Annotated in this window: 15 protein-coding genes; 5 read left to right on the forward strand and 10 right to left on the reverse strand. The window is 63.2% G+C overall.

What is annotated here, in order from left to right; all coding sequences use genetic code 11:
* Positions 1–82: 82 nt before the first annotated feature.
* From NKJ35_RS28740 to NKJ35_RS28750, 3 genes are all read right to left on the reverse strand, one after another.
* The gene (locus tag NKJ35_RS28740) at positions 83–1,165 is read right to left on the reverse strand and encodes an NAD(P)H-dependent flavin oxidoreductase (RefSeq protein WP_352650933.1); all 1,083 of its coding nucleotides are present in this window, start codon (positions 1,163–1,165) and stop codon (positions 83–85) included.
* Positions 1,166–1,360: 195 nt separating this feature from the next.
* Positions 1,361–2,791 (reverse strand): pyruvate kinase, encoded by a 1,431-nt coding sequence (gene pyk, locus NKJ35_RS28745; protein WP_352650936.1) that lies wholly within the window; start codon positions 2,789–2,791, stop codon positions 1,361–1,363.
* Complete coding sequence (locus NKJ35_RS28750; protein ID WP_502894192.1) at positions 2,788–3,252, reverse strand: DUF1036 domain-containing protein; 465 nt, start codon at positions 3,250–3,252, stop codon at positions 2,788–2,790. The genes pyk and NKJ35_RS28750 overlap by 4 nt, the downstream gene beginning before the upstream one ends.
* Before the next feature lie 267 nt (positions 3,253–3,519).
* Between NKJ35_RS28750 and NKJ35_RS28755 the strand changes: the two genes are divergently transcribed.
* The 4 genes from NKJ35_RS28755 to NKJ35_RS28770 all read left to right on the forward strand — a co-directional run bounded on the left by NKJ35_RS28755 (position 3,520) and on the right by NKJ35_RS28770 (position 6,452).
* A complete protein-coding gene (locus NKJ35_RS28755) occupies positions 3,520–4,317 on the forward strand; it encodes an N-formylglutamate amidohydrolase (protein WP_254816514.1) in 798 nt (265 codons plus the stop codon).
* A 26-nt stretch (positions 4,318–4,343) separates the two neighbouring features.
* Positions 4,344–4,652 carry a DUF1244 domain-containing protein gene (locus tag NKJ35_RS28760; RefSeq protein WP_254816513.1) on the forward strand — a complete coding sequence of 103 codons (309 nt, stop codon included), beginning with the start codon at positions 4,344–4,346 and terminating at the stop codon, positions 4,650–4,652.
* 10 nt (positions 4,653–4,662) lie between these two features.
* On the forward strand, positions 4,663–5,124 hold the full coding sequence (locus NKJ35_RS28765) for a cupin domain-containing protein (RefSeq protein ID WP_352650937.1): 462 nt from the start codon (positions 4,663–4,665) through the stop codon (positions 5,122–5,124).
* 146 nt (positions 5,125–5,270) lie between these two features.
* A complete protein-coding gene (locus NKJ35_RS28770; protein ID WP_352650939.1) occupies positions 5,271–6,452 on the forward strand; it encodes an MFS transporter in 1,182 nt (393 codons plus the stop codon).
* Here NKJ35_RS28770 and NKJ35_RS28775 read toward each other — a convergent pair.
* A complete protein-coding gene (locus NKJ35_RS28775; RefSeq protein ID WP_352650941.1) occupies positions 6,410–7,321 on the reverse strand; it encodes a LysR family transcriptional regulator in 912 nt (303 codons plus the stop codon). The two genes, NKJ35_RS28770 and NKJ35_RS28775, sit on opposite strands and share 43 nt — an antisense overlap.
* Positions 7,322–7,415: 94 nt before the next feature.
* On the opposite strand from NKJ35_RS28775, the gene NKJ35_RS28780 reads away from it, so the two are divergent.
* A complete protein-coding gene (locus NKJ35_RS28780) occupies positions 7,416–8,378 on the forward strand; it encodes an SDR family oxidoreductase (RefSeq protein WP_352650943.1) in 963 nt (320 codons plus the stop codon).
* 63 nt (positions 8,379–8,441) lie between these two features.
* Here NKJ35_RS28780 and NKJ35_RS28785 read toward each other — a convergent pair whose 3' ends face one another.
* The 6 genes from NKJ35_RS28785 to NKJ35_RS28810 form a co-directional block, all read right to left on the reverse strand.
* Positions 8,442–8,600, reverse strand: coding sequence for a DUF3309 family protein (locus NKJ35_RS28785; protein WP_023678456.1), 159 nt, complete (start codon positions 8,598–8,600; stop codon positions 8,442–8,444).
* Between the two features lie 98 nt (positions 8,601–8,698).
* Positions 8,699–11,875, reverse strand: a complete 3,177-nt coding sequence (locus NKJ35_RS28790) for an efflux RND transporter permease subunit (protein ID WP_352476140.1) — start codon at positions 11,873–11,875, stop codon at positions 8,699–8,701.
* A 2-nt stretch (positions 11,876–11,877) separates the two neighbouring features.
* The gene (locus tag NKJ35_RS28795) at positions 11,878–13,089 is read right to left on the reverse strand and encodes an efflux RND transporter periplasmic adaptor subunit (RefSeq protein WP_352476139.1); all 1,212 of its coding nucleotides are present in this window, start codon (positions 13,087–13,089) and stop codon (positions 11,878–11,880) included.
* A gap of 384 nt (positions 13,090–13,473) precedes the next feature.
* Positions 13,474–14,604: a patatin-like phospholipase family protein gene (locus NKJ35_RS28800; protein ID WP_352650967.1), complete on the reverse strand. Its 1,131-nt coding sequence runs from the start codon at positions 14,602–14,604 to the stop codon at positions 13,474–13,476.
* A 26-nt stretch (positions 14,605–14,630) separates the two neighbouring features.
* Positions 14,631–15,413, reverse strand: coding sequence for a 3-hydroxybutyrate dehydrogenase (locus NKJ35_RS28805; protein WP_352650945.1), 783 nt, complete (start codon positions 15,411–15,413; stop codon positions 14,631–14,633).
* Between the two features lie 199 nt (positions 15,414–15,612).
* The gene (locus tag NKJ35_RS28810; protein WP_352650947.1) at positions 15,613–16,701 is read right to left on the reverse strand and encodes a citrate synthase/methylcitrate synthase; all 1,089 of its coding nucleotides are present in this window, start codon (positions 16,699–16,701) and stop codon (positions 15,613–15,615) included.
* Positions 16,702–16,777 lie beyond the last annotated feature (76 nt).

Raw genomic sequence — 16,777 nt, forward strand, 5'->3', positions numbered from 1 at the left:
ACGAGCTACCCTTGTCACTTACTGCTCTTCTACCCTTGTCCCCTACTCCCCTACTCCCCTACTCCCCTACTCCCCTACTCCCCTACTCCCCTACTCCCCTATAGGCCCGATCTACGCCGCTTGCTTCCGTGACGAGTTTCTCCACAAGCGCGGCGGCCGGCATCTGCCGCAGCTTCGCAACGCCCTGCCCGGCCCAAATGGGCAAGAAGTCAGCCCGCTTGCTTTCATCCTTCGCCATCGAAAGCGGCATGACCAGACTCGCCTGTAGCGGAAACGCCAGCGCAGCATCTTCCTCACCAGCCATTTCCATCACAAACCGGTTGCGCACCACGCGCGCTGGGCGGCCAGTGAAGCAGCGAGTCACCGACGTGCTCTCGTCGTTGGCCGAGCGCAATGCTGCGCGATAAACTGGCTGCACATTGGCTTCAGGACAGGCCAGGAAAGCCGTGCCGATCTGCACACCAGATGCACCAAGTGCAAAGCTGGCAGCAATGCCGCGACCGTCGAAGATACCGCCGGCGGCAATTACAGGCACCCGCACGGCATCAACAATCTGCGGTACGAGGGCCATGGTGCCGGCTGTGCCGATAGCAGGGTCGCCAGTGAACGTGCCGCGATGCCCACCGGCCTCGTATCCCTGGGCGATAATGGCGTCCACTCCTCCTGCCTCAAGCTGGCGCGCTTCCGAGACGGTGGTAGCCGAACACAAGACAGTACAGCCAGCCGCTTTCAACTGCTGCACAATTGCGGTGTCGGGTAGGCCGAAGTGGAAGCTGACCACCTTCGGGCGCAGCTCAAGCACAATTTCGAGACGCTCACGATCGAAGGTGGGGAAGGGCTCGCCCGGCTCGGGCACCGGTCCGAGGCCGACCTCCTCATAGCAGCCGCGAAGGCGGTCGCGCATAGTTTGGGCAGCCGCATCATCGCGTGCCGGCGCCGGGTGCGCAAAGAAGTTGACGTTGACCGGACGATTGGTGGCGTGCTGTGTCGCCGTGAGCTGCTCGCGGATAGCCGCCGCAGGCAGAATGCCGCATCCGAGCGAGCCTAGTGCCCCGGCATTGCTGACCGCCGCCGCGAGTTCCGGTGTGGTGACGCCGCTCATCGGCGCCTGGATTATCGGGTGCTCAATGCCGAGGAGTTCCAGAAGATCAGTGCGCATCCACATTGGATCACCCTCCTCTTTCTCCCAGGAGAGATTAGCTTAACTGACTTCCAGCTCAAGTCGAACAGGACCTTCGAACCGCCGGCTGCAGGCCGATGCAAGCTGGCGGAGTTCGGCGTCGATCCTAACCCGACTGCCGTCGATGCGCCGGGCTGGCGCCGTGTTTACGACGCGCCATGCAGCCGGCCGCCGCCGGCATTAGCGTCCGACTTCCGATCCGACATAGGCGATGCGCAGCATGTTGGTCGAACCGGGCGTCCTGAGCGGAACGCCGGCCGTGATGATGACGCGGTCGCCGGGCTTGCCGAAACCTTCGTCGAAGGCGATGCGGCAGGCGCGATCGACCATATCGTCGAGGTCGATGGCATCGGGAGAAACGACGCAATGCGTGCCCCACAACAGCGACAGCCGCCGCGCCGTGTTGAGGATCGGCGACAATGCGACGATCGGCACTTGCGGCCGCTCACGCGCGGCGCGCAGGCCGGTTGTACCCGAGGCCGTGTAGGTGATGATGGCCGACAGCTTCAGCGTCTCGGCGATCTCGCGGGCAGCAAGCGAAATGGCGTCGGCGCCGGTCGCTTCCGGTTCCGAGCGCTGCGCGTTGATGATGCCGGCGTAGGTCGGGTCGGTTTCGACCTTGGTGGCGATCCGGTTCATCATCGCCACCGCTTCGACCGGGTAGGCGCCGGCGGCGGACTCCGCCGAAAGCATGATCGCGTCGGCGCCTTCAAACACGGCGATCGAGACGTCCGAGACTTCGGCGCGGGTCGGCACCGGCGCGGTGATCATCGATTCCAGCATCTGCGTGGCAACCACCACAGGCTTGCCGGCGCGGCGGGCGGCGCGGGTGATCTGCTTCTGAATGCCAGGCACGGCTTCGAGCGGCATCTCGACGCCGAGATCGCCGCGGGCGACCATCAGCGCATCCGAAAGCTCGATGATCTCGGCCAGCCGGGCGACGGCCTGCGGCTTTTCGATCTTGGCCATGATCAGCGCCCGGCCGCGCGCGATCTTGCGCGCTTCGGCCAGGTCCTCGGGCCGCTGCACGAAGGACAGCGCCACCCAGTCGACGCCGGTCGCCAGAACCGCGTCAAGATCCCGGCGGTCCTTTTCCGTCAGCGCCCCGACCGGCAGGTCGGTGTCGGGCAGGCTGACGCCCTTCTTGTCGGAAATGGTGGTGCCGGCGACGACGGTGCAGACGATCGCCTGGCCGTTGCTGCTGACCGCCTTGAGCTCGAGCTTGCCGTCGTCGATCAGCAGGCGATGACCGGCCTCGACCGAACGCAGGATTTCGGGATGCGGCAGGTAGACCCTCTTCGAATTGCCGGGCTCGGGATTGTCGTCGAGCGTGAAGGTCTGGCCGACGGTCAGCACTTCTTTGCCGTTGGCGAACTTACCGACGCGCAGCTTTGGCCCTTGCAGGTCGGCGAGAACGCCGATCGGCCGGCCGACCACCTCCTCGACGGCACGAATGCGGCCGACAAGCGTCCGCATCAATTCATGGTCGGTGTGGCTCATATTGATCCGGAACACGTCGGCGCCGGCTTCGAACAGCTTCTTCAGCATCTCCTCGGACGAGGAGGCCGGACCGATGGTGGCGAGGATCTTGACCTTGCGGCTGCGTCTCATTGACTGTTTGTTCCCGGGGCGGCTGCAGCGCCATCCGTTGCGGGCTCGTCAGTCAGCTGGACCATCCAGCTTGCCTGCTCGCCCGTGTCATATTCCTGAAATCCGGCGCGCTGAAAGCCCCGGGCGACGCAGTCGGTAACGCCGGCGATCTTGAACTCTTTTTCGGCCACGCACATGTTGATCGGGCCATCCCAGCGTCCGCCGCGCTCGGCGTCTTCTGCATAAAGATAGTAAAACCTTGATGACAACGGTCCCTCGATCAGCGTCTTGCAGCTCGATCCTTCGATGTGCCACCAGCCTTCGGTGATCCAGCCGGCCTTGGCCCGATAGCCGATGCCGACGCCTACCAGGTTCTGCGTGGCGTTGCAGACCCGGAAATCGGCCCGTGCCGGCGAGGCCGTGATCACCGCGAAAAGGCCCATTGCCGGTATCAGGAGCGGCATGGCCAAGGCATGGCGCACACGCAGCCTGCCGGCGAAACCCATCCTGAAACCCCTCAAGAACCACATTTGCATCTCTCAACGCCCCTTTTCGGAAAAGTCCGTACGCATGTCAACGCGCCGATCTGTCCAATTCCAATCGATTTAGAAGGCTCCGGCGCGCTTGCGGTCGCCCCCGCTCAGTTTTTTGCAGAAACCGTGGCTAAACAACGGCATTGCGCAAGCGTTCTCTTCGTGGAATGACGATACCACCCTCCCAGGAAGCCCGCGAACAGACCTTTCCCGCCGATGACCCGATCCACAGTTTTCGCGCCTTTCGACATCGTCGAAGGCGACCGCAAGCGCGGCATGGTGCTTTTGGCCGATCACGCTCGCCGCGACCTGCCGGAGGAATATGGCAGCCTTGGCCTGCCAGCGGCGGAGTTCGACCGCCATATCGCCTACGACATCGGCGTCGAGACTGTAACCCGCGAACTCGCAAGTCTGCTCGGCGTTCCGGCGGTGCTTGCCAATTTTTCACGGCTGCTGATCGATCCCAATCGCGGCGAGGACGATCCAACGCTGATTCGCCAGCTCTATGACGGCACCATCATCCCGGGAAATTATCCCATGGCGCCGGAGGAACGCGAAAGACGTCTGGACCGCTTTTACCGCCCCTATCATGATGCCGTCGGCGCCATGATCGCCTCGGTGGCGCAAGCGTCCGCGCAGGCACCTTTCATCTTTTCGGTGCATTCCTTCACACCGACCATGCAGGGCTTCGTGCGGCCGTGGCACGTCGGCATATTATGGGATCTCGACGATCGCGTTGCGCGGCCGCTGATCGACATGCTCGCCAAGGACAAGAGCCTCATCGTCGGCGACAACGAACCCTATGACGGCGCACTGCGCGGCGATACCATGTTCAGGCACGCCATCGTCAACGGATTTGCCCATGCGCTGCTCGAGATCCGCCAGGACCTGATCGCCGACCTTAAGGGTGCCCTCGACTGGGCCGAACGGCTGGCGCCGATCGTTGACGCGATCGATCGACGTGCCGATATACATGCGGTGAAAATATTCGGCTCGCGCACCGGACCGGTGTGACGGAAGGCCCAAGGGACGCCAAAGACATGACCGAACTCAGCGACGAACAAAAGCGCGATTTCGAAGCCGCTGCCTTCCGCCGGCTGGTTGCGCATCTGCGCGAGCGTTCCGACGTGCAGAACATCGACCTGATGAACCTCGCCGGCTTCTGCCGCAACTGCCTGTCCAACTGGTACCGCGATGCGGCGCAGGCCGAGGGTGTCGAACTCAGCAAGGAACAGTCGCGCGAGATCATCTACGGCATGCCCTATGCCGAGTGGCAGGCACTGAACCAGATCGAAGCCTCCGATGCCAAGAAGGCCGAGTTCGAGGCAAGGCGCCCCAGGGATCACTAGGGAGGACGCCGTGCCTAAGATTGACGTTGCCGACGTGCCCGGACGCAAGGGCTCATCCTATCCACCGCCGTTCGATGCACCCTGTGCCGAACGCGTGCGGCAGCGGCTGGGCAACGCAGGCGGGCTCACCGACTTCGGTATCAATCTCATGTGCCTGCCGCCGGGCAACTGGTCGAGCCAGCGCCACTGGCATTCGCACGAAGACGAATTCGTTTACGTGCTTGAAGGCGAGCTGACGCTCGTCGAAGATGCCGGCGAGACGGTGCTGCGCGCCGGTGATTGCGCGGCCTTTCCGAAAGGATCAGGCAACGGCCATCACATGATCAATAAATCGGGCGCGATGGCGATCTATCTCGAAGTCGGTTCGCGCTGGCCCGACGACGTCGCCACCTGCTCCGACATCGACATGATGAGCACCAACGCTGATGGCCGGTTTGTGCACAAGGATGGCGCGCCTTATCCCGAGCCGTAAGGATTTCGGAGTGGACCGCCGAGATGGTTGGCCGACGCGAGAGGACGTCGCGTCTGGTCCAAGCACTTTCGGCAAAGAGCGCTTGACTGTGAATTGAATCGATCTAATTTGCCGCGCGAAGCCATTTCCGGACCGGATTCTACCCGATGGACGCGCAGAAAATGACGCAGACCGCGATTCGTGGACGCTGGGCAGTGGCCGGCATCTTCCTCGCCAATGGCTTCCTGACCGGGAGCTGGGCGCCGCAGATCCCGGTGTTCCTCACCCGGCTGGACATCAGCAAATTCACGCTCGGCCTGTTGATCCTGTTGTTCGGGGCCGGGGCCGTAACCGCCATGACCTGGTGCGGCCATCTGATCTCGAAGCATGGCTCGCGCACTGTGCTGCGCTGGTTCGGACTTGCCGGCAGCTCCGGCCTGTTGGTTGTGGCTCTGGCCCCCAACGTGCCCTTGGCGGCAATCGCCATGTTCATCTTCGGCGGTTCGATCGGCGGCATGGACGTCGCCATGAATGCCAACGCAGTGGCAGTCGAACGGCGGCTGTCCCGTGCCATTATGTCGTCCTCGCACGGCTTCTGGAGCCTTGGCGGTTTCGCTGGGGGCGCCTTGGGCGGTTTCGCCATCCAGAACTACGGTCACCTCGCGCATGCGACGGTGGTGACGGCTCTTGCCTTTGCCGTCATCGCCGTAGCGATCCGCTACCTGATCGCCGAGGACAAGCACCCAGTCGCCGAGCACCACAAATTCGCGCTGCCGGCAAACCCGCTGGTTTATCTGGTTGGGCTGATGGCGCTGCTGACGATGATCTCCGAAGGTGCGGTGCTCGACTGGGCGGCGCTGTATCTCAGGCAGGAGCTCGGTGCCGATCTTGCCATCGCAGGCCTGGCCTACGCCGCCTTTTCCGGTGTCATGGCCGTCATGCGCTTCCTTGGTGATGGCGTCCGCAACCGTTTCGGTGCCGTTACGACGTTGCGCGCCTCGGCTCTTGCCGCTGCTGCCGGCATGCTGGTGGCCGGGCTGGCTCCCTCGCCCTGGCTCGCCATTGCCGCCTTCGCCTTTTGCGGTCTCGGCATTGCCAACATGGTGCCGATCATCTTTTCGGCCGGCGGCAACCAGGAGGGCATGGCGTCCGGCACCGGCATGAGCGTCGTCACCACAATGGGTTACTCAGGCATTCTGGTGGCGCCGTCGGCGATCGGCTTCATCGCCGAACACTCGAGCTTCGGCCCGATCTTCGTCGCTCTGTCCGGGCTGCTGATCGTCGTGCTGTTGATGGCCGGCCTCGCTCACCGCGCTGAATTTGCTGCCGAGCCAGCACCGGCTGAATAGCGCTTGAGCTCTTCGTAGAGGAAATCCGCGACGCGGCGGATGCGGACGCTTGTACGCACGTCGCGGTGCATGGCGAGCCACACCGGCAGCGTCGGCAGCGGGAGACCCGGCAGCACTGTCTCGACCAGCGGATCACGGTCGGCGAGCGGCTCCTGGCCAAAGCCGATGCCGTTTCCCGACCGCACCGCTTCCCACAGCACGATCTGATTATCGGTCCTGAAGCGGAAGGCATTGCGGGCGAGCGGGACGCCGAACTGGGCAAAGCCGCGAATGATCTCATCGCTGCGATCGAAGCCGACCAGATCATGGCCGGCGAGATCCCGGGCCTCGCGCGGACGGCCACGCCGGTCGAGATAGGATTTTGCCGCGCAGGCGCGGAGCGGAATGTCGGTCACCTTGCGCGCGACCAGTTCATTCTGCGCCGGCTTGACCATGCGAATGGCGATATCGGCATCGCGACGCAGCAGATTCTCGACCTGGTTCGAGGCGACGATCTCGACCTCGATGCCCGGCTCCTCGAAACCAAGCCTCGCCATCATTTCCGGCAGCACATAGGCGGCCACCACTTCGCTGGCGGCAATGCGCACCGTACCCTCTATCGCCTCGACCGATCCCAGCGCCAGCAGCGAAAAGGCGCTCGCCTGCTCGCTCACCGCGCGACCCTGTTCAAAGAGCGTGCTGCCTGCTTCCGTGAGCGCATAGCCACGCCGCCCACGCCGGAACAGGGTGACGCCGAGCGCCTGTTCCAGCTCGGCGATGTGGCGGCCGAGCGTCGGCTGGCTTGCGGCAAGTTTTCGCGCGGCGGCAGACAGGCTGCCGGTCTCCGCCACCGTGACGAAACTCTTGATCAGGTTCCAATCGATATCCATTCAAAATTGAATATCAGAACGCCAGCCTTAGTCAATTTTCATTCGCTTGCGAAGAGGCCACAACAGGGTCGCAACACAAACACGGAGACGAACAATGACCAAGATCGCAATTCTCGGCGCCAACGGCCGGCTCGGCCGTGCGGTGGCCAAGGCCTTCCTCGATGCCGGCTACGATGTCCGCGCCGTCACCCGCGGCGGCAAGGTGCCGGCCGAGCTCAAAGGCGCCACGGCAATCGCCGGCGACGCGCTCGACCGCAACGCGCTGATCCGCGCCACCGAAGGCGTCGACATCATCTTCAACGGCCTCAACCCGCTCTACACCGACTGGGGCAAGTGTCTGCCGATGGCGGAGAACGTCATGGCTGCCTGCCGGGCGAACGGCGCACTGCATCTCTTCCCGGGCACCGTCTACAATTACGGCTCGCCGATGCCGGCGGTGATCGCCGAAGACACGCCGTTTCGCCCGACGACGGAAAAGGGCCGCATCCGCGTCGCCATGGAAGATCTGTTTCGCCGCGAGGCGGACGCGGGTCGGGTGCGCACGATCCTGCTGCGCGCCGGTGATTTCTTCGGCGGCACCGGCAGCGGATCGTGGTTCGATCTGGTTGTCGCCGCCAAGATGACCAAGGGTATCTATACGGCACCGGGACCGGTCGATCTCGTGCATGAATGGGCCTATCTGCCCGACCTGGCCAAGACCTTCGTCGGGCTGGCTGACAATCTCGACAAGCTCGGCTCATACGAGGCGCTGAATTTTCCTGGCCATGCGGTGACCGATCTGGACATCAAGGCGGCCGCGGAGAAGGCGCTCGGGCACGCGCTGAAGCTGACGAAGATGCCGTGGTGGGTGCTGCGCGCCGGCAGCCCGTTCGTGGCGATGTGGCGCGAGATCGTTTCGATGTCCTATCTCCGCTTCGAGCCGCACCGGCTGGCTTCAGCCCGGCTGGAAGGCATTATCGGTACGATCCCGCACACGCCGCTGGAAGATGCAGTATCGGAAGCGCTTGAGGATATCGGCGTCGCCACAACCAAGCCGGTGCAGCAAGCTGCCCAATAAGGAAGTTGAAAAAGACGGATGGTCTGACGGTCATCCGCCGCTTGTCCGGACCAATGATTGCGCTCAGATCCGGCCCATCAACAGCAGCACCAAGACAACGATCAGGATGACGCCGACGATGCCCGATGGGCCGTAACCCCAGGACCGAGAATGCGGCCACGCCGGAACCGCGCCGATCAGGATAAGAATAAGAATAATGATGAGAATGGTGCTGATCGTCATCAGAAAATCCTCGCTTTGAGGTTGCAATGACGAAACAATGCAGAAGGCCGCCCATTGTTCCCGGGCGGCCTTTGCTTGATCAGGGCAGCAATCGGACTCTATTCGGCGGCCTTCGGGAAGGCGATCGCCGGCTCGGCGCCCAGATCGGCGTCCAGGCCTTTCGACGGGATGTCGGCCTTGCGACGCCCCAACAGGCTACTGAACCAGCCACGGCGCGCACCGGGTTTGACCTTGGCGCGCGTGAACACCATCAGCATCGACGGCGTCACCACCAGCGTCAGCACGGTGGCGAAGGACAGCCCGAAGACGATAGCCGAAGACAGCGAAATCCACCATTGCGTCGACGGCGCGTTGATCGTCGTCTCGTGGTGGAAGATTTCGAGGCCGAGGCCGAAAGCGATCGGCAGCACGCCGAGGATCGCCGACACTGCCGTCAGCACCACCGGGCGGGCACGTTCGCGGCAGGTCTGCAGAACGGCTTCGTATTTGTCCCAGCCCTCTTCGCGCAACCGGTCATAGGTGTCGATCAGCACGATGTTGTTGTTCACCACTACGCCGGCCAGCGCAATGACACCGATGCCCGACATGACGATGCCAAATGCCTCTCCCGTCAGCAGCAGCCCCAGGAACACGCCGATCGTCGCCATGACCACGCAGGACAGCACCAGCCAGACGCTGGTGAACTTGTTGAACTGCGCCAGAAGCACGATGAAGATCAGGAAGATCGCCGCACCGAAGGCTTTGCTGAGGAAGGCACCAGCCTCCGCACTGTCCTCATTCGAACCGGCAAGCTTCCAGCGAATGCCGCTGCCGAGGTTCATGTCGGCGACAGCTTTGGTGACCTCCTGCTGGACGGCAGCCACCTGGGCGCCGGCAGCGACGTTGGCCTGGACGACCACCGTGCGCGCGCCGTCGATGCGGTTGAGGATACCGACCGTCGGCTCCGGCTTGCGCACGACGAAGTTCGAGATCGGCACCGAGCCTTGCGCGGTCTGCACCCTGAGTTCGTCGAGCGTCGACAGCGTGCGCCGATCCTCGGGCAGGCGCAGCCTGATGTCCACCGCATCGTCGGCGCCGGCGGGCCGGTACTCGCTGAGCTTCAGCCCGTTGGTCACCAATTGCACGACCGTCCCGACCGCGGTCGGACTGATGCCGTACTGCGCCGCCTTTGCGCGATCGACCTCGAGCGCCCAGTCGACCCCGGGCGGCGCCAGACCATCGGAAATATCGATGACGCCGGGCACCTTGGCAATGCGCGCGGCGACGGCGCGGGCCTTGTCGTCAAGGCCCTTCGGATCGACGGCCGAAAGCCTGATCTGGATCGGCTTGCCGGTGGGCGGGCCGGCTTCCGGCACGCGAACCTCGACGTCGACACCGGGAATGCCGGCCATCACGCCGCGCAGTTCGTCCAGAATTGAGTTCGCCGATTTGCGCTCGCGCCAGTCGACGAATTCGTACTGGATCACGCCGACCACGTCTTCCGGAACGTCCTGGCCGCCGCCCTGCGTCTTGCCTACACGCGTATAGACGGACTTCACGCCCGGCCAACCGAGCAGCCGATTTTCTGCCGTCTTGGTGGCCGCATCCATTTCGGCAAGCGAAAGATTGCCGCGGGCGTGGACATAGAGCAGGCCGTAGTCAGGTTCGACATTCGGGAAGAATTCGACGCCGGCGCCGAATTTCGAATAGGCGTAGCCGACGCCGAACAACAGCGCCACAGTGAGGACAAGCACGGTGATGGGATAGTGCACCGCCTGCTTGACCACGGCCATGTACCAGCCGTCGCGATTGTCGTCGGGGTGATGGGCCGGCGCCTTGGCAAATATCGCGCCCAGCGTCGGCGCGAAAACCAGCGCATAGAGCATCGAGGCCGAGAGCGTCACGATCAGCGTGATCGGCATATATTTCATGAAGTCGCCGATGATGCCCGGCCAGAACAACAGCGGCGAGAAGGCGGCAATGCGCGTCATCGTCGCCGCGATGACCGGGCCGGCCATGCGCTTGGCGGCAAGCGCGAACGCCTCTTGCTTCGGCATGCCCTCGCTCATGCGACGCTCGGCGAATTCTGTGACGATGATGGCGTCGTCGACCAGCATGCCGACCGCGAGGATGAGGCTGAACAGCACGATCATGTTGATCGTGTAGCCCATCATCGCCAACAACAGGATGCCGATCAGGAAGGACGAGGGGATGGCCAATCCGATCAGCAGCGAGGCACGGCCGGACAGCGCGTAGAGGATAACGATGAACACCAGGATGACGGCGATCATCACGTGGTTCTGCAGGTCGCCGAGCAACTGGTTCACGAAAACGGACTTGTCTTGCGTGTAGGTGACGTGCATGCCCTCCGGCATCGTCTTGATGAAGGCGTCGGACACCTCCCTGACCTTGCCAATCGTATCGATCAGGTTGGAGCCGATGCGCTTCTTCACCTCGATGGCAATCGCCGGCTTGCCGTCGAGGCGGGTAACCGTCTCGGCGTCCTTGAAGGTCGAGCGGATGGTGGCGATATCCTTGGCCTGCACCACGGCATTGGGTCCGGCGACGACCGGAAGCGCCGCCACATCCTCTGGCGTCTCGATAAGCGACGGCACCTTGACTGCGTATTTGCCCTCGGACCCTTCGATATTGCCGGCGGCGACAAGACTGTTGGAAGCGCCGACCGCACCGATCAACTGGTCGAGCTGCAGCCCGTAGGAAGACAGCTTCATCGGATCGATGACCACTTCGACGAGGTCGTCGCGCGCACCCTGCAGCGAGCCCTCGAGCACGCCAGGCACTTCCTCGATGCGGTCGCGCAACTCGCGCGCCGCCGCCGTCAGCACGCGCTCGGGCACCTCGCCCGACAGCGTCACGACCAGGACGGGGAACTCGGAGATGTTGACCTCTGAGACCACGGGCTCCTCGGCCGCTTGCGGCAGGTCGGCCTTGCCGTCCTGCACCTTGCTGCGCGTGTCCTGCAGCGCGGTGGCGAGATCCGTCTGTGGCTGGAATTCGACCAGCACATAACCGCCGCCCTGGAAGGCGGCCGAGCGCATCTCCTTGAGGCCCTTCAGGCTCTTCAGCTTGGCTTCCATCGGCCGCAGCAAGAGGCGCTCGGAATCTTCCGGCGAGATGCCCTGGTAGATCAGGCTGACATACATCATCGGAATCGGAACGTCCGGTTCCGCTTCCTTCGGCGTCGACTGGTAAGCAACCGCACCGGCAAGGATGAGAAAGACCAGGACCGAAATGGTCAGCCGGGCATTGCTGATTGCAAGTTTGACGATGTCCATGATTACTGCGTCCCGGTCGTCGCTTCGCCCAACAGCTTTTGGATGGTCGCCTGGTCCGCTTCGACCGGCTTGACCACTTCGCCTTCCTTCACCAGCTCCTGGCCGGCGACGATGATGCGGGCGTCGGCCGGAATGCCGCCGAGCACCAGGCCGGTCGGCGTGTCGTCGACCAGGTCGATCGGGAAGAACACGACCTTGTCGTCCTTGTCGACGGCGCGGATGCCGAGGTCGCCCTTGTCGCCGAGCGTCACCACCGAGCGCGGCAGCATGACGGCGTCGGTCGGCTGGGCGCTGAGCGCGATTTCGGCCGTCATGCCGGCCGGTACGGAACCATCTGCATTCGGGATGGCGACTTCGACCCGGAAGGTACGGGTTGCCGAAGATGCATCCCGGCTGATGTAGCGCACGATGCCCTCGACGTTCTGGCCGCTGACCAGACGCACATTCGCCTTGTCACCGATCTTCAGATAGCCGAGATCGCGTTCGCTGACCTCGCCGCGCGCAATCACCGGGTCGAGGCTGAGAATAGTAGCCACCTCGCCGCCCTGCATCACGGAACTGCCAAGCTCCACCGGCACCCGGTCGATAACGCCGTCGAAGGGCGCCTTCACCTCGTTGCGGTCGAGTTCGGCTTGCGCTGCGTCCAGTTGCGACTTGGCCAGCGTCAGGTTGGAGCGGGCTGTATCGAGCTGCAACTTGGGCAGATTGCCGGTTTTCATCAGCCGCAGGGCAGCAGCCAGCTCTGCCTCACGCTGCACGACAAGCTGCTTGGCATTGTCGACCGCCGAGATTTTTTCCTCGGCGGCAAGCATCAGGATCAGGTCGCCGGTCTTGACGTGCTGACCCTGCTTGACCGGCAGCTTGTCGATGACGCCGGCGACGCGTGTCGCCAGGACGGCGCGCTTGTCGGCTTCGGTCAGTCCGGAAATGCGGATAGCGCGTGCATAGGTGCGCCGCGGCGGGGTTATGACCGCGACCGTACGTAACGGCGCCTTGGGCTGTTCCGCCTCGGCAGTCCCCGGCTTGGCAGCCCCCTGTTCGCCAGTTTGGGGCTTGCCTGCGTCGGCTGTCTTGGGCTGCTCGACCTCTCCTGCCTTGGGCTTGTTGTCGGCGGACGCGCTGCCGACGGACGAGAACTCGCCTGTCGCCATCCAGCCGGCGAAACCGATGAGCACAACAATGGCTGCAAGCTTGTGAAACCTGAATTTCGGCATCGTTATTTTTCCAGTGCGCGGGGTTCGGCCAGGCCGCATCTTCTACTTGGGGCGCGTCGCCGATATGGGTGCGCGCGAGGCCGTATTCAAATTGCCGTGATCGGCGAAGCGCGCTTCTACCTCAAAGTTGCGGCGCAATATAGTCAGAAAAGTTGATGGATTGTTGCTTTGTCCGCAAAGATGCGGCTGCAGCATCGGCTGTTGATCGCCAAAACAGCGGTATGGCAGCAAGTGTCAGGATGATTGGACAGATTGCGATGTCATCTGCTTTGCGGAGGAGCAAGAGCAATTCCAGGAAAAGTGTGAAACGGTTTCCGTCCGGAATTGCGTCAAAACAAAAGAAAAAGATAGAGCGGTTCGGCGTTTCCGAAACGATTAACCGTTCTAGGCCGGACGGCGGGCGGCCTCGGGCTGCTTGTGCGCCGCAAGAAACTCCTTGACCCGCCGGCCCGGCGCGGGCCCGCGTACCGGCTTCAGGCCGTCATCGAGCTCGCCGGACAGATCGATCGTCGGCCGCTTGCCGACGGCGTCGTAGTTTTCTTCCAGCCAGTCACTGGCCGCGGTGCGGCCGAGGTCGCGCAGATAAGCAAGGAACGCCCATTCGGCATTGACCTTGGACGATGCCGACAAATCCTTGAACGCTTCGTCGGCATCGATGCGGTGCATGCGTATGTCGCGATATTCGCCGTGCGGCAGTCGGCCGGCGGCGATCAATTCCTTGACGAAGGCGATCGAGCGGAATTCGCGCAACAGCCCGGCATTGAAGGTGATCTCGTCGATGCGGTTTTGAATCTCATTGGCGCTCTTCGGCGTCCCCTCGCGGACCACCGGATTGATCTGAACCAAAAGCACGTCCTCGGTGGCCGCCGTCTTGAAGAACGGGAACAGTGCTGGGTTGCCGCCATAACCGCCATCCCAATAGGGCACGCCCTTGATCTCGACGGCACGGAACAATTGCGGCAAGCAGGCCGACGCCATCACCGTGTCGAGGTCGATCTCGCCGTCAGAGAAGACCCGCAACTGGCCGGTCTCGACATTGGTAGCGGAAATGAACAGTTCAATCGACTTGCAGGCGCGCACATTGTCGAAATCGATCTCACGTTCGACCACGTCGCGCAGCGGATTGATGGCGAGCGGATTGGCGACATAGGGCGAAAATACCCGAGACATCGTATCGAACAGGAAATAGCCGGGCGTGTTCTCGATCGACCAATTGCCCCAGGCGACGTCCCAAGGCATGCGCTGCACCGGGCTGAAGCGGCCCTTTGCCGCCACCGCACGCCAGAAATCGTCGAGCTTCCGCCGCGCACCCTCGACGCCGCCGCGGACAAAGCCGTCGGCCAGCGCCACGGCATTCATGGCGCCGGCGCTGGTGCCCGAAACCGCCGTTATATCGAGGCGCCCGTCCTCCAGCAGCCGATCGAGCACGCCCCAGGAAAACGCCCCGTGCGAGCCGCCGCCTTGCAGCGCGATGTTGATCTTCTTTGGCTCTTCCACCTTGCCGTTCTTCGGCATGGCGTGGCCCTTCACCGCTGGATGGCTCACTGAGCGGTCCAGCCGCCATCGACAGAGATGTGCGTGCCGTTGATCTGCGCCGCCGCATCCGAGCATAGGAACACTGCCGCCACCGCAACCTGCTCGACGGTAACGAACTCCTTGGTCGGCTGCTTTTCGAGCATGACCTCGCGGACCACCGTCTCGCGGTCCATCTTGTTGGCCTTCATCTGGTCGGGGATCTGCGCCTCGACCAGCGGCGTCAGCACATAACCCGGACAAATGGCATTGCAGGTGATCTTGTCGCGCGCCAGCTCCAGGGCGACAGTCTTGGTCAAGCCCATAATGCCATGCTTGGCCGAGACGTAGGCCGACTTGAACGGCGACGCGACCAAGCCGTGGGCCGAGGCGACGTTGACGATCCGGCCGCCACCGGCCTGTTTCATCAACGGGATGGCGGCGGCGATGGTATGGAAGGCCGACGACAGGTTGATGGCGATGATCGCATCCCACTTCTCGATCGGGAAGCTTTCCACCGGCGCGACATGCTGGATGCCGGCATTGTTGATCAGGATGTCGACCGAGCCGAATGCCTCGGCTGCCTTCGCCACCAAAGCCCGGCACTCGGCCGGCTTTGACATGTCGGCTTTGACATAGGCGGTCCTCACCTTGTGGTGCTTCGCGATCGCGTCTGCGATGGCGTGGTCGTCTGCGGTATCGGAAAAGGAATTGACGACGAGGTTGCAGCCTTCGGCCGCGAGCGCGTGGGCAATGGCCAGGCCGATGCCCGAGGTAGAACCCGTGACGATGGCGGTTTTTCTGGTAGTCAAGGCTGGCTATTCCTTTGAAGTGGGTTCCCGCGGAACCATGTTGCACTGCAGCATATAGGTTCTCTGCCATCCAAGAACAGCGGATGTGTGGAGCAATGACATGAAATTTTTGTCATGAGGACCTCTCTTATCTCGACGAGAGAGGTGTCCGGCACCGGCTATTGCGACCGGTTTCCGCAAGTATGCGAGGGAAAAATCCTCAGGCGACGAGGTCTGGGACCGGCCCGATATAGCGCGACTGCGGCCGGATCAGCCGTCCGCTCGTCTGCTGCTCGCGCGCATGGGCAATCCAGCCGGCGACGCGCCCGGCAGCAAAGACATTGGTGAACGCCTCTTTCGGAAAGCCCGCCGCTTCCAGCAGAAGTGCTGTGAAGAACTCGACATTGGTCTGGAGCGAGCGCGACGGCTTGGCGATGCGAAGCACTTCGAGCGCCGCTTGCTCCACGCTCTCGGCAAACGCCAGCCGGTGGCCGGCTTCGCCCTTGGCGCCGAGTTGCCGCACCACCGCTTTCAGCACGTCGGCACGCGGATCGCGCACGCGGTAGATGCGATGCCCGAAGCCCATGATGCGGCGGCCGCGCCCGATCTCGTCACGCAGCCAGCCGGCGGCGTCGCCATGCGCCTCGATCGCATCCAGCATCTCGATCACCGGACCTGGGGCGCCGCCATGCAGCGGCCCCTTGAGCGCTCCGAGCCCGGCCAGCACCGCCGAAGTAAGCCCGGCCTGCGTCGAAGCGACCACGCGCGCGGCGAAGGTCGATGCGTTGAGGCCATGGTCGCAAACCGTCACGAGATAGGCATCGAGCGCCTTCGCCAATTTGGGCGAGGCCGCAATGCCAGTCAGCATCCGCAGCATGTCGGCGGCATGATCGGCCTTGCTATCAGGCGCAATCGGGCTTTCGCCGCGCTGCAAGCGCAGCAAGGCCGGCGTCAGCACGGCAGGTGCCGCAACCAGCCGCAGCGCGTCCGGCAATTTGCCGCCGTCCGGCAGCAGCGCAATGCCGGCGCGCATCGCGCTGAAGATATCGAGGGATGCGAGAAACGGCAGCAAGGGTTCGATCTGCTCGAACACTTCGCTGCGCGCCCGACCGATCGCGTTCGCCAGTTCCTTGTCGCCGGGAAGATCGTCGAAAAAGCCGTCGAACAGCAGATGGACCACCTCGGCGTATTTCCAGCGGCCTGCCAGTTCGGGCAACGAATGGCCCCGGATGGTCAGGCGGCCGCCAAGACCGTCAACATCGGAGAGCACCGTTTCCGCCGCCACCACATCATCGAGCCCATTCGCCATTGGTTTTCTCCTTGACCCTTTCCGCGCGGTAAATAAGGGTTGGCGACTGGATCATCAATCTTGATCAACAGAATCA

Origin of the sequence: Mesorhizobium sp. M0136 (assembly GCF_040322515.1) — a bacterium.
Classification (GTDB): Bacteria; Pseudomonadota; Alphaproteobacteria; order Rhizobiales; family Rhizobiaceae; genus Mesorhizobium.